This is a genomic window from Fusibacter sp. 3D3 (genome assembly GCF_001748365.1).
Lineage (GTDB): Bacteria > Bacillota > Clostridia > Peptostreptococcales > Acidaminobacteraceae > Fusibacter_A.
Window position 1 is genome coordinate 341,294 of record NZ_BDHH01000001.1, and the last position, 26,459, is coordinate 367,752.

General features: G+C 39.5%; 23 protein-coding genes. 1 reads left to right on the forward strand and 22 read right to left on the reverse strand.

The features are described 5' to 3' along the window. Nucleotides 1-21: 21 nt before the first annotated feature. The 11 genes from wecB to F3D3_RS01540 form a co-directional block, all read right to left on the reverse strand. Complete coding sequence (gene wecB, locus F3D3_RS01490; RefSeq protein WP_069870516.1) at nucleotides 22-1,143, reverse strand: non-hydrolyzing UDP-N-acetylglucosamine 2-epimerase; 1,122 nt, start codon at nucleotides 1,141-1,143, stop codon at nucleotides 22-24. Nucleotides 1,144-1,286: 143 nt separating this feature from the next. Beyond that, nucleotides 1,287-2,333 (reverse strand): MraY family glycosyltransferase, encoded by a 1,047-nt coding sequence (locus tag F3D3_RS01495; protein ID WP_069870518.1) that lies wholly within the window; start codon nucleotides 2,331-2,333, stop codon nucleotides 1,287-1,289. Nucleotides 2,334-2,371: 38 nt separating this feature from the next. Further along, nucleotides 2,372-2,860, reverse strand: a complete 489-nt coding sequence (locus F3D3_RS01500) for a deaminase (protein WP_069870715.1) — start codon at nucleotides 2,858-2,860, stop codon at nucleotides 2,372-2,374. Between the two features lie 21 nt (nucleotides 2,861-2,881). After that, entirely contained in the window at nucleotides 2,882-3,511 is a 630-nt protein-coding gene (upp, locus tag F3D3_RS01505; protein WP_069870520.1) for a uracil phosphoribosyltransferase, read from the reverse strand. An 11-nt stretch (nucleotides 3,512-3,522) separates the two neighbouring features. Then, nucleotides 3,523-3,969 carry a ribose 5-phosphate isomerase B gene (gene rpiB, locus F3D3_RS01510; RefSeq protein WP_069870521.1) on the reverse strand — a complete coding sequence of 149 codons (447 nt, stop codon included), beginning with the start codon at nucleotides 3,967-3,969 and terminating at the stop codon, nucleotides 3,523-3,525. A 57-nt stretch (nucleotides 3,970-4,026) separates the two neighbouring features. Next, nucleotides 4,027-5,130 carry an L-threonylcarbamoyladenylate synthase gene (locus tag F3D3_RS01515; protein WP_069870523.1) on the reverse strand — a complete coding sequence of 368 codons (1,104 nt, stop codon included), beginning with the start codon at nucleotides 5,128-5,130 and terminating at the stop codon, nucleotides 4,027-4,029. Nucleotides 5,131-5,431: 301 nt separating this feature from the next. Then, a complete protein-coding gene (locus F3D3_RS01520; protein ID WP_084388751.1) occupies nucleotides 5,432-6,604 on the reverse strand; it encodes a cation:proton antiporter in 1,173 nt (390 codons plus the stop codon). A 109-nt stretch (nucleotides 6,605-6,713) separates the two neighbouring features. After that, complete coding sequence (gene prfA, locus F3D3_RS01525; RefSeq protein ID WP_069870525.1) at nucleotides 6,714-7,784, reverse strand: peptide chain release factor 1; 1,071 nt, start codon at nucleotides 7,782-7,784, stop codon at nucleotides 6,714-6,716. A 12-nt stretch (nucleotides 7,785-7,796) separates the two neighbouring features. After that, entirely contained in the window at nucleotides 7,797-8,660 is an 864-nt protein-coding gene (prmC, locus tag F3D3_RS01530; RefSeq protein WP_069870527.1) for a peptide chain release factor N(5)-glutamine methyltransferase, read from the reverse strand. A gap of 10 nt (nucleotides 8,661-8,670) precedes the next feature. Then, on the reverse strand, nucleotides 8,671-9,603 hold the full coding sequence (locus F3D3_RS01535; RefSeq protein WP_069870529.1) for a DUF1385 domain-containing protein: 933 nt from the start codon (nucleotides 9,601-9,603) through the stop codon (nucleotides 8,671-8,673). A 182-nt stretch (nucleotides 9,604-9,785) separates the two neighbouring features. Further along, on the reverse strand, nucleotides 9,786-10,382 hold the full coding sequence (locus tag F3D3_RS01540) for a thymidine kinase (RefSeq protein WP_069870530.1): 597 nt from the start codon (nucleotides 10,380-10,382) through the stop codon (nucleotides 9,786-9,788). 102 nt (nucleotides 10,383-10,484) lie between these two features. Between F3D3_RS01540 and F3D3_RS01545 the strand changes: the two genes are divergently transcribed. Next, nucleotides 10,485-11,438, forward strand: a complete 954-nt coding sequence (locus F3D3_RS01545) for a helix-turn-helix transcriptional regulator (RefSeq protein WP_175438257.1) — start codon at nucleotides 10,485-10,487, stop codon at nucleotides 11,436-11,438. 49 nt (nucleotides 11,439-11,487) lie between these two features. Here F3D3_RS01545 and uxaC read toward each other — a convergent pair whose 3' ends face one another. From uxaC to F3D3_RS01600, 11 genes are all read right to left on the reverse strand, one after another. Further along, on the reverse strand, nucleotides 11,488-12,915 hold the full coding sequence (gene uxaC, locus F3D3_RS01550) for a glucuronate isomerase (RefSeq protein WP_069870534.1): 1,428 nt from the start codon (nucleotides 12,913-12,915) through the stop codon (nucleotides 11,488-11,490). A gap of 18 nt (nucleotides 12,916-12,933) precedes the next feature. Continuing rightward, nucleotides 12,934-14,424 carry a UxaA family hydrolase gene (locus tag F3D3_RS01555; RefSeq protein ID WP_069870536.1) on the reverse strand — a complete coding sequence of 497 codons (1,491 nt, stop codon included), beginning with the start codon at nucleotides 14,422-14,424 and terminating at the stop codon, nucleotides 12,934-12,936. A gap of 25 nt (nucleotides 14,425-14,449) precedes the next feature. Beyond that, entirely contained in the window at nucleotides 14,450-15,901 is a 1,452-nt protein-coding gene (locus tag F3D3_RS01560; protein ID WP_069870538.1) for a tagaturonate reductase, read from the reverse strand. 61 nt (nucleotides 15,902-15,962) lie between these two features. Beyond that, a complete protein-coding gene (locus F3D3_RS01565) occupies nucleotides 15,963-16,937 on the reverse strand; it encodes a LacI family DNA-binding transcriptional regulator (protein WP_069870540.1) in 975 nt (324 codons plus the stop codon). A gap of 64 nt (nucleotides 16,938-17,001) precedes the next feature. Further along, nucleotides 17,002-18,381 carry an MATE family efflux transporter gene (locus F3D3_RS01570; protein ID WP_069870542.1) on the reverse strand — a complete coding sequence of 460 codons (1,380 nt, stop codon included), beginning with the start codon at nucleotides 18,379-18,381 and terminating at the stop codon, nucleotides 17,002-17,004. A 12-nt stretch (nucleotides 18,382-18,393) separates the two neighbouring features. Further along, nucleotides 18,394-19,053 (reverse strand): rhamnogalacturonan acetylesterase, encoded by a 660-nt coding sequence (locus F3D3_RS01575; RefSeq protein WP_069870544.1) that lies wholly within the window; start codon nucleotides 19,051-19,053, stop codon nucleotides 18,394-18,396. Beyond that, nucleotides 19,050-20,963 carry a family 43 glycosylhydrolase gene (locus F3D3_RS01580; RefSeq protein WP_069870547.1) on the reverse strand — a complete coding sequence of 638 codons (1,914 nt, stop codon included), beginning with the start codon at nucleotides 20,961-20,963 and terminating at the stop codon, nucleotides 19,050-19,052. The genes F3D3_RS01575 and F3D3_RS01580 overlap by 4 nt, the downstream gene beginning before the upstream one ends. A gap of 24 nt (nucleotides 20,964-20,987) precedes the next feature. After that, nucleotides 20,988-22,109, reverse strand: a complete 1,122-nt coding sequence (locus tag F3D3_RS01585) for a glycoside hydrolase family 105 protein (RefSeq protein ID WP_069870549.1) — start codon at nucleotides 22,107-22,109, stop codon at nucleotides 20,988-20,990. A 29-nt stretch (nucleotides 22,110-22,138) separates the two neighbouring features. After that, a complete protein-coding gene (locus F3D3_RS01590; RefSeq protein WP_069870551.1) occupies nucleotides 22,139-23,704 on the reverse strand; it encodes a glycoside hydrolase family 28 protein in 1,566 nt (521 codons plus the stop codon). Continuing rightward, complete coding sequence (locus F3D3_RS01595) at nucleotides 23,694-24,254, reverse strand: hypothetical protein (protein WP_069870553.1); 561 nt, start codon at nucleotides 24,252-24,254, stop codon at nucleotides 23,694-23,696. The genes F3D3_RS01590 and F3D3_RS01595 overlap by 11 nt, the downstream gene beginning before the upstream one ends. A gap of 91 nt (nucleotides 24,255-24,345) precedes the next feature. Next, nucleotides 24,346-26,430, reverse strand: a complete 2,085-nt coding sequence (locus F3D3_RS01600; RefSeq protein ID WP_069870555.1) for a hypothetical protein — start codon at nucleotides 26,428-26,430, stop codon at nucleotides 24,346-24,348. Nucleotides 26,431-26,459: the final 29 nt, after the last annotated feature.

A 26,459-nucleotide genomic window follows, 5' to 3' on the forward strand; every position in this document is an offset into this window, starting at 1 on the left:
ATAAATTTTGAAGAAATTAAATTATAACTTATAAGAAAATTGTGCTTTTATTGCATCGACGATGCGCAAACAGGCCTTGCCATCACCATATGGATTCACTGCTTCTGCCATTTTTAAATAAGCACTTTCATCTAAGAGCAGTTTTTCTGTGAGCTCTATGATGGCGTTTTTATCCACGCCCGCAATGATCACTGTCCCCGCTTCCACAGCTTCTGGCCTCTCTGTCTCTGTCCTGAGCACCACCACAGGCTTGCCGAGTGCTGGCGCTTCTTCTTGAATACCACCTGAATCTGTCAAGATGATATCTACTTTGGCCTGTAGATTTGCAAAGGGTTCGTAATCGAGTGGTTCGATCATGTGAATTCTCTCCACATCTTTTAGATGTTTATTGGCAATTGCTCTGACCGCTGGATTGAGATGAATCGGAAATATAACTTGTATGCCCTCATTGCGATCTACAATCGCTCTAATGGCACCAAAAATATTTTCCATGGGCTCACCTAAATTTTCTCTTCGATGTGCAGTCAGTAAAATGGTTTTATAGCGCTCATAATCCATCTGATTGAGGACATCATCTTCAAATCGGTAATCCTCTTTTATAACCATTTTTAGAGCATCTATAACCGTATTCCCTGTTTTCACGATTAGGGTTTCATCAACGCCTTCATTTTTTAAATTCACCACATTGCCCTCAGTTGCAGCGAAATGCATGACTGCAATTCGGCTCGTTAAGCTTCTATTCATCTCTTCAGGAAAAGGGCTGTAAATGTTATGACTTCTGAGACCAGCTTCTACATGCCCCACAGGAATTTGTGCATAAAATGCTGCAAGCGCACCTGCAAATGTGGTCGTTGTATCCCCATGCACCAAGATGAGATCAGGCGTTTCTGATTTGAGAACAGATTCAATCCCCTTTAATACTCTTGATGTGATGTCGCTCAATGTTTGACCCTTGGCCATGATGTTCAAATCATGCTTAGGCGTGATCTGGAAAAGTTCAAGCACTTGATCTAGCATCTCTCTATGCTGGGCGGTCACACATACGATGGATTCGATTTGAGCATCTGCCTCTAGTGCTTTTACAAGCGGTGCCATTTTAATGGCTTCTGGTCTTGTTCCGAAAATAGTCATTACTTTAATCATATGTCCTCCAATATAAAGTCATCGTCTGCGCATTATTTTGTGAAGTCGTGCACGCCTTTGATCTGAACGAAACGCACGATATGGATTAAAAGCCTCCGATGCACTCGAAGGCTTATTAATAAATGATTCTCATAAGTTATTTTTTATTTAGATTCCACTGTGACCTGTTCAGCTTCTTTCTCAATTTCTTTCACTTTATTCAGAGGGATAAAGACCACCACTGCTGCAAGCGTCAAAAGAATACCCGCGCCAATGAGCTCCCCTTTGAGTAGAGCAATCGCACCGGCTCCCATAAGGGCACCGATTAAGTAGATCGACAACACTGCTTTTCTTTGATTGTAACCAATTGAAAGAAAGCGATGGTGCAAATGGCCCTTATCTGCCTCCATGATCGGTCTCTTGTTGATCAACCGTCTCACAATGGCAAAAGCCGTATCGAATATAGGCACCCCTAGAGCAATGATAGGAACGACAACCGTAAGTGCAGTTGCCCCTTTAAGGGCACCCTCAATCGAAATCGCCGACAAAACAAGGCCAAGGAAAAGTGCGCCAGCATCCCCCATAAAAATCTTAGCGGGATTAAAGTTGTAAGGTAAAAACCCTAAAGAACTGCCCGCTAAAATTAAAGTGATGGTTGCCGCATCATATCTATGATTGATGAAGGCAATATAACCCAGTGTGATCGCCGCAATAGCGGATATGCCTGCCGCAAGACCATCTAATCCATCAATGAGGTTCACCGTATTTGTAACGCCTACGATCCATATGATGGATACAGGAATTGAAAACATACCAAAATAAATATACTCTGACGAGCCAAAAAAGTTCGTCAAAAAGTTAATTTCAAAACCAGAAAAAACGAGTATTGAAGCTGCAACGAACTGCATAAAAAGCTTTGTCTTTGCGCCAAGTGGTCTGACATCATCCACCATACCTGTTACAAGCACAACAATAGAGCCCATAAATAATCCAAACAGTTTAGTTGTATGAATATCTGAAAACAGAAACATACTGACAAAAAAACCTGTAAAAATAGCAACCCCACCCCATAGTGGAATAGGTTTATTATGCACACGTCGATCATCTTTAGGAATATCTATCGCACCAAATCTATGTGCCATTTTAATGACGAGTGGCGTACATAGAAAACTAATAACGCCTGCTAACAAAGCTGATATATACATATCCATTACACCTCTTTTTAAAAGACCCTTTCTGGATAATTAAACTAATATCCAACATGATTTTCAAGGGAATCATCATAGTAGATCCAATCACACACATCAATTGCCCTAAATGTATTGACATCATCCCTAATGACAACTCTTTTGATACCTGAATTTATAATCAATTTCTTACACATTGCACATGAATTGGCTTCCATCACATAATTTTTGTGAGTTCTTTCCATACCGACCAAATACAGCGTTGCACCTATCATGTCCCGTCTTGAAGCGGATATAATCGCATTAGCCTCAGCATGAACTGACCTACATTTTTCATAGCGCTCACCTCTGGGAATATTGAGCTTTTCTCTAACGCAAACACCCACATCAATACAATTTTTACGATCTCTCGGTGCACCCGAATAGCCTGTAGCAATGATCTCATCTTCATTTACGATAATGGCTCCAAAATTTCTTCTAAGGCAAGTCCCACGTTCAGCAACTGCCTGTGCAATGTCGAGGTAGTAGTTCATTTTATCTTTTCTAAGCATAATGTCCCCAACTTTCATGGACTACTTCGTACCAAACAATCTATCTCCAGCATCGCCAAGACCTGGGACGATATAAGCGTGGTCATTTAATTTTTCATCAATCGCTGCAATGTAGATGTCCACATCAGGATGAGTCTTTTGAACTGCGGCAATACCTTCTGGACAACCGATTAGGCAAACCAATTTGATACTTGCTGCACCTTTATTTTTAATAAATTGGATAGCAGCATTTGCAGAACCGCCTGTAGCAAGCATAGGATCCACAACAATCAAATCTCTTTCATTGACATCTGTTGGGAGCTTACAATAGTATTCAACAGGTTCCAAAGTTTCTGGGTCTCTATAGAGCCCTATATGACCCACCTTAGCTGCTGGTAAAAGATTTAAGAAGCCATCCACCATGCCTAAGCCCGCTCTTAAGATTGGAATAATCCCCACTTTCCTACCCGATAACATTTTTGTAACCATGTTGCAGATAGGCGTTTCAATTTCAACCTCTTGTAGAGGCAAATCACGTGTTACCTCAAATGCCATCAACATCGAAATTTCTTTTACAAGTTCTCTAAACTCTTTTGAACCTGTATTTTTATCTCTAATCAAGCTCAGCTTATGCTGTATTAAGGGATGATTCATCTCGAATACTTTACTCATTTTCCACCTCTTTATAATTTTTCTGATTCTATTTTCTTAATTTTACCAACTCTAAGCGCATGTCTTCCGCCTTCGAATTCTGAATCAAAGAAGGCATCAATAATCTTAAGGGCTAACCCTTCACCAACCACACGTGCACCCAGTGCTACGATATTGGCATTATTGTGCTTTCTTGCCATCTCCGCACTGAAAGTATCACTTACAGGTGCTGCAATAATACCTCTCACCTTATTGGCCGCAATGGAAATTCCAAGTCCCGTGCCACAAATCAGAACACCTAGTTCAAAGTCTCCCTCTACAATTGCTTCTGATACTTTAAGCGCATAATCTGGATAATCGCAAGAGTCTGCTGTATACGCTCCGAAATCCTTCACTTCATATCCTTTAGATTGCAAATGCTTAATGACTGCATCTTTTAAGATCAAACCACCATGATCTGAACCGACTGCCACCTTCATGAGGCACCTCCATTTTTATTCCTATCTATTATAAGATTTTGAATACTAAATTGCAAATTAAATTCTCGTTACTTTCCCACTTGCCGCTTTTTTAAGTCGATTCATAATCGCATGACCAATACCAGCTTCCGAAACGCCTCTTATGATAATCTTACCACATTTTGCCTCATCACACCGCCTTAAATTTTGAAATAATTGTCGCGCAAACTCTTCCATGTTTTTAACACTCCCGTGAGAGCATAAAAAAACATGTTTTTTTATGTCTTTAAGGTCATACTTTGTCTGCAAAATTTTTTCGAGTACCAACAAATCTTCTTCAAAGCCCATAATGCCAAGCCTATCGTTTTGCTCAATTGCAGAATCCACTGCTTTTTCAAACGCCAAGATAATTTTAGAAGCTTCACCTATAACGACTTCGACCTCCGCTTCAGGCGCATAATGCTTATATTTCATCCCTGGCGATCTCGGCGCAAGACCTTCAACATCACCTTCTGTAATCGCAGGATCCACTAGGCAACTGCCCACGACACCGGCAATCATTTCCACAGTGATCTTACCAGGTCTGAGAATCACGGGAATGTCCCCTGTAACATCGAGTACTGTCGATTCAAGTCCTACTTGAGCATCAGGCCCTTCAATTATAAAATCGACTTTTCCCATTAAATCTTCAATCACATGTTTTGCCTTTGTTGGGCTTGGTTTGCCCGAAAGATTTGCAGAGGGTGCTGCCACAGGCACACCCGATAATTCGATCAACCGAAGCGCTATAACATGGTCTGGCATTCTAATGGCAACTGTATCCAGTCCTCCCGTGACCTTACTTGGCACAAGCGCATTTTTACGAAAAACAAACGTGATTGGCCCAGGCCAAAATGCTGACATCAACTCTAATGCATACGGCTTTATATCCAAAACGAGTTCATTGAGTTGAGCTATTTTTGAAATATGAACAATCAAAGGATTATCTGAGGGTCTACCCTTTGCTTCATATATTTTAAAAACCGCCTCCTCACTGAGTGCGTTGGCGCCTAAACCATAGACTGTCTCAGTTGGAAATGCCACCGTTCCGTTTGCACTCAATACTTGAGCTGGGTCAAGTAACAAACGATCCAGCTCACTCGAATCCATATTCATATCTTCTATTTTTATCAATCTAGTCATGAAACACTCCACTTTTCAATATTCTAATCATTGTCCATCTAAACGCAAGGCGCAGGCTACACATTCCTGCTCTTTGCTGGACGAAAACTAATGATTCTAATCATTGTCCGTCAAAACTCCGTTTTGCCCGATACGTTCTCGTCTAAACGCAAAGCGCAGGTTGAACATTCCTGCTCTTTGCTGGACGAAAACTAATGATTTATCTAAGAAAAAGCAGTTCCTTGATGAGAACTGCTTCAGCGTATATTTGAGTTAAATCGTCGTTAGAGTGTCCCGAGTTGAGAAACCCTCTAACCCTTTATTAATCGGCATTAATTTCATGCAATTTTTCATTCCTATGAAAAGTCCACTTTAAGAGTGATGGTGTGATCAAAGTGGTCACAAGTACCATCAGGATCGTCGCTGCCATATCCTTCTGTGTCAAAATCGACATTTTAAGACCGAGATTGGCCACAATAATGGCAACCTCTGCTCTTGGCACCATTCCGACACCGATTTGAAGTGACTCCGCACTATTAAACCCAGTGAGTTTCGCCCCAACACCACAGCCGATGATTTTCCCAATAGATCCTAATACGATGAGAATCGAACCGACGCCCATGGCTGAAAGTGCTTCCATAATGTTGATATCCATGCCTATACCTACAAAGAATACCGGTGTAAACATGAAACCAGAAATCTTGCCAACTTCATGCGCGATTTGATGTTGATGTTTAGTCATCGAGAATATAAGACCTGCAAAATAGGCCCCTGTAATCGCTGCAACACCAAACTCTTCAGATAAAAAGGCCAAAATCAAGCAAATGACAATTGCCCATATAATCACTTTATCTTCAACTATGAATTTAGCATCCATTTTCTTTAATATTTTTACGACGGCAAATCCCACGCCGTATACAACAACAAAAAAAGCAACAATTTTAAAAATGACAACAAAGATAGAACTCGTGGCATTTGGACTCACCATACCCACTAAAAGGGTCAAAAGAACAATGCCCACCACATCATCTATAATCGCTGCACCTAAGATCATAACCCCTTGTTTCGTCCGAAGCTTCCCAATTTCTCTCAGAGTCTGTACAGATATACTCACTGATGTTGCCGTGGCAACGATTCCTAAAAAGAGGGCTACCGTTTTATCATGTGAGGGGATAATCAACATCATGCCGACAAAAACAAGTACAGCAGGGACCACGATACCCCCAAAGGCAATAATCGACGAAGATTTCCCAGACTCTAAAAGTTCTTTTACATCTGTTTCCAGTCCCGCAATGAACATTAAAAACACGACCCCAATTTCTGCAAATTGGTTGATAAGTTCTGTCTTTTCCATGAGACCAGCACCTAGGATTAACCCAATAATAATCTGTCCAAGTACTGCTGGTTGCTTTAGTCTTTCACTAATAAGGCCCGCCACATGTGCTGCCAAAAGAATTGCCGCTAATTGAAGTAAAAACATATATTTCGATTCCATACTAACCCACCCCATTGGATTTTGTCCACTGAATTAGTATACTCCTTAAAAAAAGACACTTCAAGGGATTTAACGGAACTTTAAAGTTTGGCATAAATGAATGTAAAACTTATTCCTCTAACGATTTCATCGCTTCTGCTTGGAAAAAGGTCACGAGTTCATCGATCATCTCATCAATTTCACCTTGCATATAACTGTCGAGTTTATACATCGTCACAGGAACTCTATGATCTGTAATGCGACCTTGTGGGAAGTTGTAAGTTCTGATCTTCGCACTCCTGTCTCCAGTGCCCACTTGACTTCTTCTCTCTTCTGCAATTTCCTCATTTTGTTTGTTTTGCTCAATTTCAAAGAGTCTCGCTTTCAAGACTTGCATAGCCTTCTCTTTATTGCTGAGCTGTGACTTGCCATCTTGGCAACTCACCACTAGCCCAGAAGGCATATGCGTGATCCTAACCGCAGAGTCTGTAGTATTAACACTCTGTCCACCATTTCCAGAAGATCTAAAGACATCTACTCTGATATCGTTTAGTTTAATTTCAACTTCTACATCATCCACTTCGGCAAGGACTGCGATCGTCGCTGTTGAAGTATGAATTCTCCCACCCGACTCTGTTTGGGGAATTCTCTGTACACGATGTGTACCGCTTTCAAATTTAAGTCTAGAGTATGCACCCTGTCCCTTAATCATAACAGAAGCTTCTTTGATGCCTCCCACGCCAGTTTCATTTGTGTTGAGTAGTTCAACCTTCCAGCGACGCCTCTCAGCATACCGGATGTAAAGTCTTAAGAGTTCAGCTGCAAACAAACCCGCTTCATCACCACCCGCGCCAGCTCTCACCTCTAAAATAACATTTCGATCATCATTAGGGTCCTTTGGTAAAAGAAGTTTTTTAAGGTCTACCTCAATTGCTTCAATTGAGACTTCCAGTTCAGAGAGTTCCATCTTTGCAAGCTCTCTCATCTCTTCATCATTGCTCTCTTGAAGCATTTCTTTGGCTTCATCAATCCCCTGTTTTGCTTCTTTGTATTCTTTATACTTCTCAACGATTTGAGCCATTTCCGAATGCTCTTTCATGAGTTTTTGCCAAAGCGTCTGATCATTGATTACTTCTGGATCGGATATTTTTAGTCCCAACTCTTCAAATCGCTCTTCAATAAATTCTAACTTGTCAAACATAACTTCCTCCAATTATCCGTTCGTTTTATCTGCGTCATTTACAAAATGACCATATATAAATCGTGGTATCCCACGTAAATCACTAAATACGCCAATATCATCATAACCCTGTGCCTCGAAGAGCTTTATTATTTCTACAGATTGGTCGTAACCCGCCTCAAAAATTAATAATCCCTTTGCTTTTAAATAAGGCTTTGCCTGAGGTATAATACGTCTGTAAAAATCTAGGCCATCAAGTCCACCAAGGAGTGCAAGCTCTGGTTCATGATCTTTAACTTCAGGCTCAAGTGCTCTTAAATCCTTTTCTGAAATATAGGGCGGATTCGAAACAATAATATCAAACACCTCTGACCCAACACTTTCAAATAAATCACTTTTTAAAAGCGTCACGCGTGCTTCAACACCGTTGAGTCTTACATTCTCTCCTGCAATTTCGAGTGCGTCTTCTGAAATATCCACAGTGGTCACTTCAGCGTATTTTAAAAAACGTGCCAAAGAAACAGCTATGGCACCACTTCCAGTCCCAATATCCAATATTTTTGTAGGTTGTCCTGCGACATACTGAATGATGTATTCCACAAGTGACTCCGTATCTTGTCTTGGGATGAGGACACCTCTCCCCACTTTAAAAGGTAACCCCATAAATTCATGAACGCCCAATATATATTGTATAGGTTCTCTTAGGATACGTCTTCTCACCATTTCTAAAAGTTCATTATATGCTTTTTCTGTAATATCCTGTTGCTTATAAATAATCAAATCCAACACAGAGCAATCCAACACCTGACAAAGCATCCACTTAGATTCAATTTCCCATTCTGAAGTAATAGGTTCCAATTTTTCTTTTAACCAAACTTGAATCTCTTGCAGTGTCATAAGACCTCCGTTATAAATCTGAACCCATGCGCTCTAAAACGCTTTTAAAAGCAACAATTGCCACCTCAAGTTGTTGGTCATCTGGTTCCTTGGTGGTTAACTTTTGCATCCATAAACCCGGCTGATTAATCACTTTAACCCAACCCGCTTGAGACTTGCCTGCTATTTTTATAAACTCATACGAAAGTCCTGCCACAAGCGGCAATAATATGATTTTCGTCAATATTCGAATCATTAAATTGGACCAGCCAATAAAAGTAAATAGGATAATACTGATCATCAAAACTAAAAATATGAAGCTGGTGCCACATCTTGGGTGTAAAGTTGTAAATTTACGTGCATTTTCAACAGTAACCTCTTCACCACTTTCAAAACAATGTATCGTCTTATGCTCTGCCCCATGATATTGAAAGACTCTTTTAATATCTTTCATTTGAGAAATAATGACAATGTAGGCCACAAACACCACAATTTTTAAAACACCTTCGATGGCACTCAGAATAATCTGATTGGATATAACACCTTTTAAAAGCCCCACCGAAAAAGTAGGCACAATGCCGAAGAGCACCAGCGCAAAGGCAAAAGCCGTCAAAATTGAAAATCCCATCATAATATCATCTGCATGCTTACCAAGCTTTGAATACATAAACTTCTCAAATTTTGATTGCTCATAATTTTCGTCTGTTTCAGCATAAAACTCTGCTGAATACGTCAGTGCCTTTATTCCCACCATCATTGAGGCCACAAGATTGAACACCCCTCTAAGAATTGGCGTTCTAGCAATCTTCCACTTTTCAATCGGACTGCCTTTTTCCATTTTGACGACGATACTGCCATCTTGCTTTCTCACTGCAATGGCAATGTCCTCTTTGCCACGCATCATGACCCCTTCAATTAGAGCTTGTCCACCAATGCTTGTATATTTAACGTTTTTATCTGACATACGACTTCCTTTCAAGCGTAAAATTTTAAAAAGTTCTTTTTTTATCATAGCATAACATTATGTCTATTCCATTAAACGACTGTTAACTATTTTATCATATTTGCAAGTAAAATTATAGTCATTAATTCCCACACTCAAGCAGTGTGTGGAAAGACTTTCCGAAGGTGGAAAATGTCCAATACTCACGACTGCTGTATTCCATCTCTAAACTCAAAATAGCAAGTCGCGCAGAGTGATTCATACTCCACTTGATTCTCACCATCAATTGCCACTTGATCCCCTTCAAAGACAAACTTACCATTGACCTTTCGACCATTTAAAATAGCTTTTCGACCACACCTACAGATCGTTTTAAGTTCTTCTAAACTATGTGCAAGTAACAACAAGCGCTCCGAGCCTTCAAAACCCTTCATGGAGAAATCCGTCCTAAGCCCATAACAAATCACAGGGATATCGCGCTTAACAGCAATTTCAAAAAAATGATCTATATGATGACGCTTAAAAAACTGCGCTTCATCCACTAAGATACAATCTACTTTGCCCTGAGCACTGAGATAGTGATCTACACACCTGTTGACATCGTCCTCTGGTCTGATTAAAATATCCACAGTCTTAGAGATCCCCAGCCTTGAAACGACTTGATCGCCTCCTTTTGTATCCGTATACGGCTTGATAATAATGGCTTGCATCCCGCGTTCTTCATAATTATACACCACTTGCATCAACGCTGTTGACTTTCCACAATTCATTGCGCCATATCTAAAATAGAGTTTTGCCATATTGATTGCCTCCAGTTTACTTCATCTTCATCTTTATCTTCATTTTCATTTTACCATTGATCAACATGAAATTGAATGTCTAATTATAGGCTAACCCCTTCTTTGAAATTCTGTTTCACAATGCAAAACGATGTTTCAAATTCGTTTTTATCTGCTATAATAGACTTAAGATATGGCGGTGAATTTATGAACTCAAAAGAGGGTATCCAAGTTAATAATTGTCTCAATATTGTTTACATGAAAAAAGATGACTTCAATAAAGTCAAAAATAAACCTAAAAAAAAGGGATATGAATTAATCTATCTCATTACCGGAGAACGTAAGTACTTGGTTAACGATACCCTCTATAAGATATCGCCAGGAACTGTGGTTCTATTTGATAATGCCACAAATGTGAAAACGGTTATCTATGATACAGCCTATTATGAACAAATTGTATTACATTTTTATCAAAGTGATTTAGATGATTTAAATGACATCATCGTCAAATATAATCTGCTCCATTGTTTTAACGATGGTATAAAAATGGTCACATTGGATTATCAACACAAAGAAATTATAGAGAATAACTTTACTGCCCTTATGAATTACATTCCAACGAAGTCACTTTTTGACGAATCCACTGCTAAACTGACAATCGTTCAAATATTGTCTTTACTCAACACTCAAATCCAAAATTCAACGCTCAATGAGGGGGCAATGCTCGGTGCCATCAATTCAAAAATTGCAGAAGTCATTATGTACATCAATAAAAATTTTCACGAAGACCTCACCCTCAATGATATGGCCCAAAAGTTCTACATCAGCCCTTTTTATTTGGCTAAGAAATTTAAGCAGGCGACCAATGCCACTTTCGTTCAATACATTAACGCTTTAAGGATAAAAAAATCCAAACAGCTTTTGGTTCAATCCGATTTCAAGATCATTGATATCGCCTATACCGTTGGATTTAATAGTCACACACACTTCACTCGGATATTCACTCAATTTTGTAACGAAACCCCAACTCAGTTTAGAAAAGAACACCTTGGCAATGATCACTCTAATGCGCTATAACACGCTCAAAAATGACCCTCCGATTACTGGAGGGTCATTTTATTGGGGTCTATACATTGAGTTGATTTTGAACGTCGCCCATGTTAAAGTATCTCACTGCATTGTAGTATGCAATGTTTTGAACTGTCATTTTTAACAGATCCCAATCTTGTGGAATTAAACCCCCTTCGACCATCTCACCGATCACTTTAGCGACTATTCTTCTAAAGTAGTCATGACGCGTGTAAGATAAGAAACTTCTTGAATCTGTGGTCATGCCCACAAAACGCCCTAAAAGACCTAAATTCGCAAGATCTTTGATTTGTCTCTCCATGCCCTCAATGTGATCATTGAACCACCATGCACTCCCAAATTGAATCTTACCCGCACAGTCATCCCCTTGAAAACAGCCCATAATTGTTCCAAGAGAGAAATTGTCCTTTGGATTTAAGTTGTAGAGCATTATTTTAGGGAGACCTGAGTTTGAATTCATCGCATTGAGTACCGCCACTAAATCGTTCGCAAATTGCCAATCCCCCACGGCATCAAATCCTGTATCACTTCCAAGCTTTTTAAACAGCTCTTGGTTTACATTGCGAATGGTGCCAATGTGAAGTTGCATAACCCAATTTCTCTTTCGATATTGCTCTGCGTAGAACACAAGCATCGCACATATAAACGCATTTGCTTCTAGGGACGAGATTTCAACCGCACTAATGGCTTTTGTAAAAGTGGCTTCTAAACTGGCTTCAGTTGCATCCACATAGCAAATAGGATCCAGTGCGTGATCTGAAAGCCGACAACCCATGCTGTGGAAGAAGTCAATTCTGGATTCAATCGCTTTTTTATATTCGGCGAACGTCTTGATTTCCATACCCGTCACTTTTTTAAGTTCTGTAAACCAGCTTACGAATGTGTCTTTGTGAATTAAAAACGATTTATCGGGTCTAAACGCTGGTAACACATCTACGCCCTCTACTGGATTTGCGTTTATTTTTTCGTGGTATTCTAAACGATCGATTGGATCGTCCGTCGTGCAGATTAATTTAACGTAAGAACTCTTGATAATATCCTGTGGTGCCATTTGGGTATCTGCGAAATGCTTTTCAGTTGTTTTCCAGATTACTTCTGCATTTTTTGGAGAAAGGATCAAATCCGTGTGGAAATACTTTTTAAGCTCTAAATGACTCCAATGATAAAGCGGGTTACCAAGTGCATACGGCATCGTATCACACCATTTTTCAAACTTTTCATAAGGTGATTTGTCCCCTGTGATATAGGCTTCTGGAACACCATTTGAACGCATTTGACGCCACTTGTAATGGTCTCCCCCAAGCCATACCTCAGTAATGTTATTGTAGGGCTTATTTTCATAAATTTCTTTAGGATTGATATGACAATGATAATCATACACTGGCAAATCCGCCATGTATTCATGATAGAGCTTTTTGGATGTTTCATTATTTAATAGATAATCTTTATTTAAAAACATTTCGATTCTCCTTACTTCTTGACATTAAAGTGTAACACCTGTTTTGAATATGGCGATTTCTGCATAGCCACTTACTTCATTTTTAGATTTCTCACCATTTGCGATCTCTACAATTAAATCCACAAATGAGGGCAACACTGTTTCTAATGTTTCCACTTCATCCATTAGTAATTTGCCTGCGTCAAAATCAATCCAGTGCGGTTTATTGTTTGCAAGTTCTGAATTGCTGGAGATTTTAAGCGTCGGTACAAACGTCCCAAACGGTGTGCCTCTTCCCGTTGTGAACAGCACCATGTGACAGCCAGAAGCTGCCAGTGCAGTGGATGCCACGAGATCATTCCCAGGACCTTCTAGTAAAGACAAGCCTTTAACTTTTAATCTTTCTCCATATTTTAGAACATCTTGAATTTCAGAATGCCCTCCTTTTTGGATACAGCCCAAGGATTTATCTTCAAGCGTGGTAATCCCCCCTTCTTTGTTACCCGGTGAAGGATTTTCATAGATCGGTTGATGATGCGATTCATAATAGCCCTTAAAATCTTCGATTAGATTTACGATGTTATCGAAAACCCCTTTATCTCTTGCTCGTGCCATCAATACGGTTTCCGCACCGAACATCTCCGGCACCTCTGTTAAGATCGTAGAGGCGCCTTGTGCCACCATATAATCTGAAAAAATCCCCACAAGCGGATTTGCCGTGATGCCAGAGAGCCCATCCGACCCCCCACATTTCAATCCAATATTGAGTGCGGATAAGGGTAATTCTATTCTTTGATCTCCACTTGCAATTTTCACAAGTTTATCTAGTAAAGCAATCCCTTCATGGATCTCATTTGAAACTTTTTGCGCTTCAAGGAAGAGGATTCTCGTTTCATCAATTTCACCTAAACGCTCTTTTAATTGGCTGATGTGATTGTTCTCACAGCCTAGTCCAAGAACCAAAACACCACCTGCATTGGGATGCTTAATCATATCTGCAATGATGGTTTGTGTGTTTAAATGATCTTCTCCAAGTTGAGAGCATCCAAAAGGATGTGTCCAAACTTTGATTTCAACAGGTGTCAATGGATTTGAGAAACGGTAAGAATTCATAATACTTGTTGCTGTACCATTCACACATCCCACTGTGGGAATAATCCAAACTTCATTTCGAATCCCCACTTCACCTGTCGCTCTTTTATAGCCCATAAAGGTTCTATTTTCATTTTTAAAAACGGGTGCAGGTATACTTGGATTGTATGCGTAAGATTCATGCGCACCTAGAGAGGTTCTCGTATTGTGTACATGCACGCGTTCTCCTAGAGCAATCGCTTCTTTAGCAATACCGAAGGTATGACCATACTTTGTAATAGTTGCCCCTTCTTCAATCGACTTAAGGGCAAATTTGTGGCCTCTTGGTATCTCTTCTTTAATAAGCACTGCCTTAGTGTCAACGATTACGGTTTCACCCTTCTCAAGGTTATCAAGTGCAACAGCAACGTCGTCTTTACTGTGGATTTTGATCCATCTTTTCATTTCTATCACTCCTTAAAGGTGTCCACTATTTAAAATCATCTGACATTAACTTTTTGAGGATTTCTGGATAATCGCCACCTGCAATTAATTCGAAATAGGCTATAACTTGCGTTTTTATAGCATCGTTAGCGCTGAGATCTAGACCCCATAATTTTTGATTGGAAAGGATGGCGGTGATCATCTGAGCTGCGGACACCTGACCTGAGTTGTACGCTGCCCATTGCGCTGCAAAGTATTCAAGAACATCCTTATCGTCACTGATTTCAATTGTCTTACCTTCATATAGCTTAATCAAACTCGCTAGCGAAAAGAGCATTCTCTTCGGTAATATCGATTTACACTCAATACAAGTTAAAAGCGATGGCAATACTCTCGTCTTAAATTTCGAAGTTGAATTGAGTGAAATACTCTTAAGATAATGCTTGACATACGGATTTCTAAAGCGCTCAAGCACGTCATCTCTAAACTGATTGAGTTCTGCAACATCCATATCAATCGTCGGTATGACCTCTTCATTTAAGGCATCGAATATAAACTTTCCAACAACACCATCTTCTATACTCTCTCTCACTTGGTCAATGCCATAGAGCAAGCCAACGGGTACAAGCAAAGTATGCGCGCCATTTAAAATTCTAACTTTTCTTGTTCTGTACGGCGTCATATCCTCTGTAACGATGACGTTTAATCCCGCTTGTTTGAAAGGTAATTTAGTTTCAATTACCTTTGGACCTTCAATAACCCAAAGATGAAATCGCTCTGATTCACAGACCACTTGGTCTTCACATTGAATGCGATCATAAACTTCGTCGATGATCGCTCTTGGGAAACCTGGAACAATTCTATCCACTAATGTGTTCGTAAAAGTATTGGCATTTTCAATCCATCCCTCAAACGCTGATCCCAATGACCACAGTTTAGAATACTGAACCACCGTTTCTTTGAGTTTTTCGCCATTTTTATCGATGAGTTCACACGGTAAAATAATCGTCCCTTTTTGAGGATTGCCATTAAAATGCTGGAATCTTTTATAGAGCCATGCCGTCAATTTGCCTGGAAAACTGTTTTGTGGCACTTCTAGAGTATCACTTCCGTCAAATGCGATCCCCGCTTCCGTTGTATTTGAAACGATGTATTCTATGGTATCAAGTTCGGCCAGTTTGAGATATGCCTCGTAATCTTCAAACGGATTCACAAATTGCTTTAATACATCAATTAAAGTCACATCGCTTTTGGGTTCACCCTTTTCAAGACCGTTCATAATGTGATGGTATAGTCCATCTTGTTCAATAAACATGTCGATCATGCCTTGCGGCATTGGCTGAACAACGGCAACAGCTGTTTCAAAGTTTGCTTTTTCATTCATTGAATAAACCATCCAGTCAACAAATGCTCTTAAAAAATTGCCTTCTCCAAACTGAAGTATTCTAATGGGATAATCTTTTATTGCCTTCAAATGTTTGTTGCTTAATCTTTCCATAACAACCTCCTGTTAACGTTAACATTTCCTGTTTAATAAAAAACCCAAATTGGGTTTTTGGTTACAATGACTCTCGTTCAATAATAACTTGGTCATATAAATATGTTTTATGATCCGTTTGAACCCCTTCAATCATCATGAGGAGTAACTCAATTGACTTTTCAGCGATAATCTTGATGGGCCGTTTTACCGTGGTCAAACTTGGATTGACATACTCTGTCATAATGGACCCATCGAAACCCATTACCTTAATCTCCGTTAAGCCTTGGCTTATTAAATAACGCTGTAATGCGATGGCCATATCATCATTATAGCAAAATACAGCGGTGGGCTTATCCACGAGGTTTTCAATTTGAAGACCTGCTTTATAGCCACTATCAAAAGAATAATCTCCCATCAAAAATTCAGAAAACTCAACTTGATTTTTGAATTCATCGAGTGCCGTTTTAATGCCTTTTCGGCGTAGTGCTGTGGCAACATTTTTGGCGCTACCCTCTACAAAAGCCAATTTGCGATGTCCTTTTTCGATCATATATCGGCAAGCTTTGTATGCGCCAATAACATCATTACTGGAAACACTCATAAGGCCCTTGTACTGCCGATTCATAATGACAATTGGAATGCCTTTATGCTTAACACTTTCTATAAAAAGATCATCCTCTTTAGATTGACTGACGATGATCATCCCATCAAAATTTTGATGATTTAAGCTCTCGAAATTAGGTGAATCTTGTATGGACCCAATGATTAAACTGTAATTTCCTCTAATCGAAGAATAGATACAAGTGATGACCTCATTTAAAAATTGTGGTGATGTGCCTTCTACTAAAGAAGTGATATAGAGCCCTATATTAAAAAATCGATTCAGTGCTAAGTTTCTACCGTTTATATTCTTTGTATAATTAAGTTCCTGTGCAATTGCCTGAATTTTTTCTCTCGTTTCTGGTTTGACCGCTTCATTGTTATTTAACGCTCTAGAGACAGTCATATGAGAAACACCGGCAATTCTTGCAATATCTTTAATGGTTACGCTCATATTACCGCCCTCCTATAGCATAAGATTACAATAAAACATTGCATTCGTCAATTACTTCGCACTTCTAAATAAAATCTGCATGATAACCTTTGTTTTTAACTTTATAGACGATATAAAAAGCCATTGCGGAAGCCGCGATACCCACGAGCCCGTTACTGATCATCATCGCAATACCCACGCTTTCACTGCCTAAATTTGTAAAGGTTTTCATCACGTAAAGCGAGGGAATTCTGAAAGCAAACAATCTCATTATGCTTAAGTAAAGCGCCATTTTAGTGTAACCAAAACCATAAAGCAGCCCATTTACAGACGAGGTAATCGCCAAAGTAATCGCCGCTATACGCTCATAATAGTAAATACTGTGAATATTCGCTGCAAACGCAGCATTGTCTTTTGCAAAAATACTGATGATTTGATCCATAAAGAGCGTCATCAAGATAAAGCCCACCGATCCAATGATCAGATTGACCATAAGTGTTTTCCTAAAGGCATCTAAGGCCCGATCCACGTTTTTATTGCCTAAGTTTTGACTGATGATTGAAGCTTCACCATCGCCAAACCCGTTAGTCGGATTGGTAATAATACCCCCTAAGGTATTTGAAATGCCTAACGCTCCGACTACATTCGCACCGTAACTGGCACTCATGGAATTGACAATAACCTTTCCGAAGCTGAATAAAAATTTCTCCATAAAAATAGGAAATGACAACGTCCCCACTGGCATAATAAAGCTTTTATTAAAGCGCACATCCTTTAGAGCAAAGCGCATTTCATTATTTTTATTAAACAAAACCCTTACGGCATAAATCGTAATGATCAGATGCGAGCAAAGCGAGGCTATCGCCATCATCTCTATCCCAAAGTGCATCACTTCAACAAATACTAGCGTCATACAAAGTTTAACACTCAACACGACAAAGTTTAGATAAAAGATACTCTTTGTGTTCCCTTTAGCCTTTTCAGTTGCGATGAAAACATTGTTGATAAAAATAACAACAATCATAACAATCTGTATCATAAAATATATTTTGCCGACACCTATTAACGATTCTGGCGTCTTAGAAAATCTCAATATTTGCTCTGCAAATGGCACCACAGCAACGATGATGACCATTCCCAATAAGAAAACCGTCGCAAATAAGGTGCTGATAAATCGCCTAGCCGTTTCAATATTATTGGCCCCGATAAATCTGGCAATTAAAATACTGCCCCCGATTGCAAGTGCACTTCCAATAGAATTCACCATGATCTGAATCTGGTTGAGATAAGCAATTGCAGACACCGAATCGCTACTTATTCGAGATGCAATAACGGTATCAAACACCCCAAAGAGTTGTCCAAAACTGTTGTAAAGTGCTAACGGCAGTGAAATTAAGATAACGACTCTCCACATGTTGCCTTCTAATATAAATTGTCTACGTTCTTGCTCACCCGTCATTTTCATTTATGCCTCTTCTCAAATTACAAAATCATATCCTATCCGCTTTAACCCATTTGCAATAATGCCTGCAAACTCAACAGCACCTTTCATACTCAGATGCGAATTGTCTTCAAGTCCCTCAGGCGCCCTTTCATATTGCTTCGGTGATAGGTGTAAATACAATGCTTTTGAATCTTCTTCTCCATAGTATTCAATCCGCTGACGACTCTCAACATACAAATCAATAAGCGGCACTTCCAATGCTTTCGAAAGTTCAATCATCGCCTCTGGAAAGTCCAAATGAATGCCTACCTTTAACGCACCCTCCTTAAAATGTCGCCTGCAAAGAGGCGTGATCAAAATGGGGATCGCCCCTTTAGAGCGCGCTACTTCAATATAATGCGTTAAAAAAATCTTGTACGTGGTATGCGCATCGGTCTTTCTCGCTTCATCTTCTTTTTGATCATTGTGTCCAAATTGGATGAGCAGCAAATCGCCTGATGTCATGCTTTCTGCCACGGGTTCGAATAAACCTGTTTCAAAAAAACTTTTGCTACTCGTCCCATTTTTTGCATGATTACAAATTTCAATTTGAGGTTCCACATAAAGGTGCAGAACTTGACCCCAACCCATTTGAGGATATGTTTTAATGTTGTTGTATTGTAAGGTTGAATCACCAATTAGGTAAATCTTCATAGCCACTCCATTTCAAGCAAATCATAAGAAAAATCCACATTAGATTTTGTGCCTTTGCCATATATCCCAAAAGTCGCTCCAGTGAATCTCTTGCCAAACTTAATGCCTTCATCACATAAATAATAGACATTTTCAAGTTCAAACGCTTTAATCCACTTAGACTCTACACTTCTTACATAGAAAACCCGATTAAGGCATTCTGTCTTCATTCTCATATCAATAATTTCAGGGGCTATTTCAATGGGCGAGACTTTTTTCACTTCAGTTTCACCGATTCTCTCTTCTATGAATACATGCAATTTTGCATCTTGCATTTCAACCGCAAACTTCACATAGGTATTTGTATCATAGTACCCCGTAATACCAAATTCACAGCCATCCGTCATATGCTGATGTCTAAATGAAAAATACACATCAAAATTGAATTCATCTTGTCTCATGACCATTGTATTGCATTTTTGACGCTCACAAAGCGCATGCGCATCTGGATAGAATCTAATAAATTGATTGTGATGATTATTGATGATTTTCGCCATATCTGGCGTTCTTACAAAGATCCAATCTTGATTGAAGATGTCATTTTCTTTCACTTTAGGCAATACTACTTTACAAAAATCTGGTGTTTTCTGAATGCTACTTGGGCCTCTATTTTCGTTGACAATCGGCCATCCTTCTAAGGTCCACTGAACAGGATCCAAGCAAGTTTCCCTGCCTAAAATCGTATACTGATCCTTATAAATTCTACCGCACAGATACACCAGCCACCAATTGTCTTGATGATCTTTTACAAATTTAGCATGTCCAGATCTTTGAATTGGATCCAATGGATTATTTTGCTTTAATATCGGATTCATCGGGCATGGTTCATATGGGCCGAGCAATGCTTTTGATCTGGCAATACTCACTTGATGATTGGTCCCTGTGCCCCCTTCCGCCAAGAGACAATAATAGTAACCCTTGCGCTTAAAAAGATGTGGCGCTTCTGGTGCACGTTTATTGGAGCCATACCAAATCAATTTAGAGTCTGAAAGTTTCTCCGAACCCTCTGCGTTGATTTCAAAAATCCGCGCACCTCTGTTGAGCAACATGTACCGTCTGCCGTCATCATCTGTAAAAATAGAGGGATCTATACCATCCTCTTCAATATAAGTAGGTCTTGAATAAGGGCCTGATGGGCAACCGGAATGTACCACGAGTTGTTTTCTCAAGAGAGGCGCATCATCATTCATTCTCAGGGTTGCCGTGATGTAAAATTGACCCTCATTATAAGAAATATCGGGCGCCCAAATGCCTCTGCCGTCATCAATTTCACTTAAATCTAAATACTCGGGATTGCTCACCGCATGACCGATCAACTTCCAGTTCACCAAATCTTTAGAGTGAAAAATCGGAATGGCAGGGAAAAATACGAAAGTTGACGTTACCATGTAGTAGTCTTCACCCACACAGACTATAGAGGGATCTGGATGAAACCCTTCTAAGATCGGGTTTCTGTAGTATTGTCCTGACTTAAAGCCATAGCGCTCCTCATAAAATGCCACTAAATTCTGGTTGCCCCGCTTTAGGGCGATATCAAACGGAATCTCCCCCGCTTTATTCGCTCTAAAAGGATCTTCTGTCACGTAGTCGATCAGGTATTCTGTAAGTGCTACAGCATCTGATTGAGCTGCATAGTGCAATACCGTTTGATTATGGCTGTCCGAAATATTCATACTGCATCTTGAATATTCTACAAAATACTTTACCATTTCAAAATACCCATGACTTGCCGCTATAAAAACAGGGTAGCGGTCTTCATCTATCTTTTTTTCAGCCCAAGTTGGATCTAAAACCAATTGAGCGATTAACGTTTCCATATTGCCTGTTTGAACTGCATCAACTGCTTTTTCAAACGAAAATTTATCTGCCATCATTTTTCTCTCACTTTTATTTTTTTAATCTCTCAGTGTCTCTGTATATGCAAATAAAAACGGTCCCACACCCTTAGCGTCATTTTCAACTACGGGCTCTGAAATATAGTATTCAAAACTCCCATCTCTCATGGAATCCCCTCCTAATCCAGCGACTAAACAAATGCCCCCCAGATTAATGCCCGCTTCACTTGTGGTCAAATACCGATCCATTATACCCTTGTAGGCTTTCTGCCCGTGTCCCTTATAACGTTCAGGTAAGAATTCTAATCTCACCCCTTTTAGAATCGCATAGCTGATCATTGCTGAGCCACTCGTTTCAAGATAGTTGCCTTGAATTTCACCTTTGTCAATCACTTGATACCACATCCCAGTCTCTTCATCTTGAAATTTGAGAAGTGTCTCTATCGCCTCTTTAAAATAAGACATTAACGTTCTATACTCATAAAACATGAGTTCACTCATCTCCTCAAGGGTATCCACAAGTGCCATCACATACCACCCCATGGATCTTGACCAAAAGTTAGGCGAAAGGCCAGTGGTTTTATCGCACCAGTGCATTGCTCTGGATTCATCGTAACCGTGATAGTAAAGTCCCGTTTTATCGTCTCTCATCAGTTTGTGAACCGTCTCAAATTGTTTGAAAATATCCCTATATTTACCTAGGTTATTAAATTTCGTCTCATAGGCCATGTAAAAAGGTTGGGCCATGTAGAGCCCATCAAGCCACACCTGATTTGGGTAAATCCCCTTGTGCCAAAAGTTTCCAGCTTCTGTTCTCGGATGCGACTGCAAGAGGTCATATAAAAATTCAATGCCCTTTCTGTATTTTGCTTTACCTGTGAATGCATAAAGTTCAAAGAGTACTTTACCCGCATTGATGTTATCAATGTTGTATACAGCCACATCAAGCCCTAATATAACACCCTCTTCAGAAACAAATTTATCAATAAAGGCATCTGCAAAATTTAGATAAGTCTTTTCTTCAGTTATTTTATACATTTCAAGGATTGCTTTGATCATACAGCCGTCCACATAATTCCATTTAGCAACCCCATTGTCCAGTTTAACTTCAACATTCCATGCGGGTTGTTCTGCTGTGGAGGTCTCCATTAATTTCTTAATAAATAATTGTATCTGATCCATCATTGCCTCATTTCTCAGAATTGATTTTTTTATAGAGTGCCTGTGTATTGCTTAACACTTTCAAGAATCACAGGTTCACCCACATGATTTTCCAATTTGACATTATTCATGATGACTTCATCTACATTCATAAAATAGAATCCCAACTTTGAAACCGCGTCAATATAGTCCATCATCGCTGGTCTTCCTCTTTGAGCCTCTTCTTTAAAATCCACCACAATGTTTTCAAATTCAATACTTCTAATAGGCATTTCAGGAAGTCCTGTAAAATAGCCAGCAGCGACTTCAGAATCTCTGCAAATAATATTTTTAAATTTAAAAGCCCCTAAACTCGGTGTCCAGTCATCCACAGGATGTATCGCGCGACTGTATACATATTCACTTTTGCCATCTGGATCGCAAAAGTAGAACATGTTTATCACAAACGGTGTTAGTACACGCTCCATCACAATGCGATCAAAATTGATGTTTTCAATGACAGCGTATTTGCCACGACCTCTTCGAGTCTTGATTCTCAGACCGCGATCCGTTTCCTGAAAGACACATTTTTCTACATTGATGTTTTTCACGCCACCCGACATTTCACTGCCAATAACCACCGCACCATGTCCATGTTTCATAATGCAATTTCTGATGTTAAAGTTCTCAGAAGGCTTTTGGTATCGCATCCCCATATATAATTTCCCAGATTTTATAGCGATACAGTCATCTCCAACAGAAAAATCGACCCCTATGATATCCACACGATTACATGACTCTGGATCAATTCCATCCGTATTTGCAGAATCTTTTGGATTTCGAACCTTAAGATCTATAAATTTCAAATCTTCAGAAAGATAGGGATGAATCGTCCAGCACGGTGAATTTTGAACCGTTATCCCTTGTAAGGTGATGTTCTTACACCCTTTTAGAAAGACCATTCTCGGTCTAAAAGCGCCATCAGGCTTCGTTCTAGGTTCTCCCCACCACGGGCCATTTTGTGCATCACCATCAAGCGTGCCTTCCCCAATGATGCGCACATTTTCCACACCAATACCTGTGATCAGGCTCGCAAACATATCTAGGGGATTGCCTTCCCAGGTGCCTAATAAATACTCATCCACTTCATTATTCGCAAGCGAATAGCCTGGCAAAATGGGAAATGATTTTCTGTCAGTGCTGAGTTTTAGTGTGGCCCCTTTGGATAATTCTAAGGTCATATGACTCTTTAAGAAAAGTGGTCTTGTCAAATAAGTCCCTTTTGGTATTAAAAGGGTAGCGCCTTCAGGTGCTGCTAGAATAGCGGCTTGTATTTTCGCCGTGTCATCCGCAATACCGTCTCCTTTTGCGCCAAATTTTTTAACATTGAGCCGTATCCATTCTTCTAAAGTTTTCACTTTTACTTTTTCGCTTTTTTGCCCTACAAAAACAATTTCTATATCATATAATGCGTTAGGTTCAAGATTGAACAAGCTAATTACATTTTTATTTTCATTTTCAATGCGCTTTTGACCATTTACAAAAACATCATAACGGCCTTCTGAATAATAACTGCTTTCATTTTCGATTTCAAGCGTGATACTTCTTGATGTTATCAATAATGGATTAATGTTCATCCTTCACCTCTTCTTGCTCATATAATGCTTTTAAATGGATCATAATCGATTTTTGTTTCATCAAAAGTGTGACAAAGAGCGTCACCGCTATGATGTTTAACATCTCGTTTGATAAAACGAGAAAACACGCGCTTAATAAATCTTCCCCTAATAGTGCCATTATGACCCCTCTCAAAACGACGATGGTCATATAACCTGATAGAACAAATGGAAGACATAAACCCGTTTGTTGTTTAACCTCATCTGTGGTTTGCCATTTCAAAAACAAATAGCTACTGACAATACCCATGTTGCCAAAAATATAAATCAATGCCGTCTCTAAATGCGTTTCTCCCATAAAGAGATAGGTCACTAAACCCGACAGCATCGCAAAAGGAATGCCATAGGCGCCCCATCTAAAAATCATGATAAAGGAGACAATCAAAGTGACTGAAAAGTAGTAGCCCGAATAAAAATCCGAAAGCGCTCTACTGTTAATGAATTCTCCCAAAACCACAATGATCATAAAAAAGATTAAATCAAATAAGAGTGCTCTGTTTTTTTGGCTCATTATTCTTCCTTCTTTTTAAGAAGATGAGTAAATGCCTAAGCATTTACTCATCTCATTATTTTAAACCTTTGACTCATTGTAGAACTTGAATCTACTTAACGGTATCGTAAGCTTGATTCATAAGTTTTACATCAATTTCAATACCTTTATCTTTTAATTCTTGTACAAACTGTTCTCTAGTAGGAACCACATCAGCACTGTTTGGAATTTTAGCGCCAAAACCATACTTGATGATTCTCGTTTGCCACTCTGTATAGTAAGTGCCATAAGTGTTGACGCTCTTCGCTTCAAGTTGATCTTCATTTAAAGGCAGAAGCGTTGGCATAATTCTTCTTTCAGGTGCCACATCTGAAGACAATGATGCTAAAGCTGTTGTAGAAGCGCCTAATCTCTCAATACCAATAGCATAGTGCGCGTTGCTGACTTGAGTTTCTAGTGCAATGGTCTGTTTAACATGGCCCACACCAAAAGTAGCCCCAATGAAACCTCTCATAAAGTTTGACCAGTTACCATTTGCATAGGTGTCACGATCTGCCATAAATTGTGCCTCTAATTTAGGCACTTGCTTGCCGTTAAATTCCATATAATCATTCCAGTAAAGTCCTTTAGGACCAAAAGACATCACTTCAAGACCTTCTTTGCTATACGGATAATCCATTAATCTTAGCGCTGCATCTAACTCTGCGCCTTTTGTATGAACCGTAACACCCCAACCGCCTTCAGTTTTAAGCGAACGGTTAGACTCTGCATAGTGTTCGAACTCTGTACCAAACCATTGAGCTGCTGGTGACACTACGGGTTCAAAGATCGTTCCATATTTTTCTTTATCTTCTACTGGAATGAGATCGTGAAGCGCCACAGTTGAAGCTGCATAGTCATAAGTTAAGAAACCATCATTGGTTTGGAAACTAAGGGATCTAAAATCAGAAGTTTGACCTTTAGCTTGATCGAAGTCCGCCAAAAGAAGACCCTCTTGATAAAGTTTATTGAGATTTTCAAGCCCCGTTAAGTACGCATCATCCGTTCTCGCATCAACGACTTGGTTATTGCTATCAAGGTAGTAGTAACCATTTTTAGAATCTACACCTCTCACGCCCCACATCGCTGCTATGAATCTGATTTTTTCGAAATCCTTAACTTTTCTTGAGTATGCAATCATAAGATCTTTGTCTTCTCCAGTCAAGTAAACTGAATTTGTCTTAACAGCTCTCATGAGTGCGATGAGTTCATCTGCATCGTAAGCCGCATTAGAAGATGTAAACAGTTCAGAACGCTTTGTGTAGCCCGTTTCAGCATTCATGTAATTGGCATCAATGTAATCTCTTAAAGATTGTGCCAAAGTTTCACCATTTAAAGTAGAGAGCTCATTTTGAATATTGATGATATTTTTAGAAATTGGAAAACTTTTCAAGTTATCTTTGCCAATTTGGATGGCTTTGCCACCTGCATAATCAAAAACAGGTTTGTATACAGGTTTAATCGTTCTTGTTTTATCAAACGCTGGTGCCTCTTCATCTAAGATTTTTTGAACCCAGTCAATTCTCATAAGGAACATTCTTTCAAGTTCATCGAGATCGTCAAAATAAGGTGTTAAGTAAATATTGCCATCTGCTTGTGTTAAAGCCACTTCAACCGATGGGTTTTCATCTAAAAACTTTTTAAAGTTTGGCATTTTATCGAAGTGATCATTCAATGGAAGGAAATAACCATCAATACCATACTCGCTGAGCTTTCTAGGTGATCCAAGGAATAAGTTAGCATCCTCAAATTTTGTAGAAGCCGCTTGTTCTAATAAAAGTTTCTCATCAGATCCCGACTTAGGCGTTTTATCCACCACCGATAGGTTTAATGCTTTTTCAATATGGGTCCAAGTGGGTAAAAGGTCTCCCTTTTTGTACGTGATCCCATCTGGCGCTGTGAAAGGTGTTGATTCGTTAAAAGAGATGAATTTCTCCCCTGCAGAAGTCACATAAACACTTACATTCGCATGTTCTAAAGTGGATGGATCTACTGCTACAATTTCTGTTGCCGCTGGTTCTGTCGCTACTGGTTCTGTTGCCGCCGGTTCTGCTGCTGGCTCATTGTTGATTGCCGCTTCCATGCCCTTGTCGCTTGAGCAGCCCGCCATTGTGAACATCATCATAAATACTAGCAATAAAGAAACTAATTTTTTCATCATTACCCTCCTAAATAGTTTGACCCTGT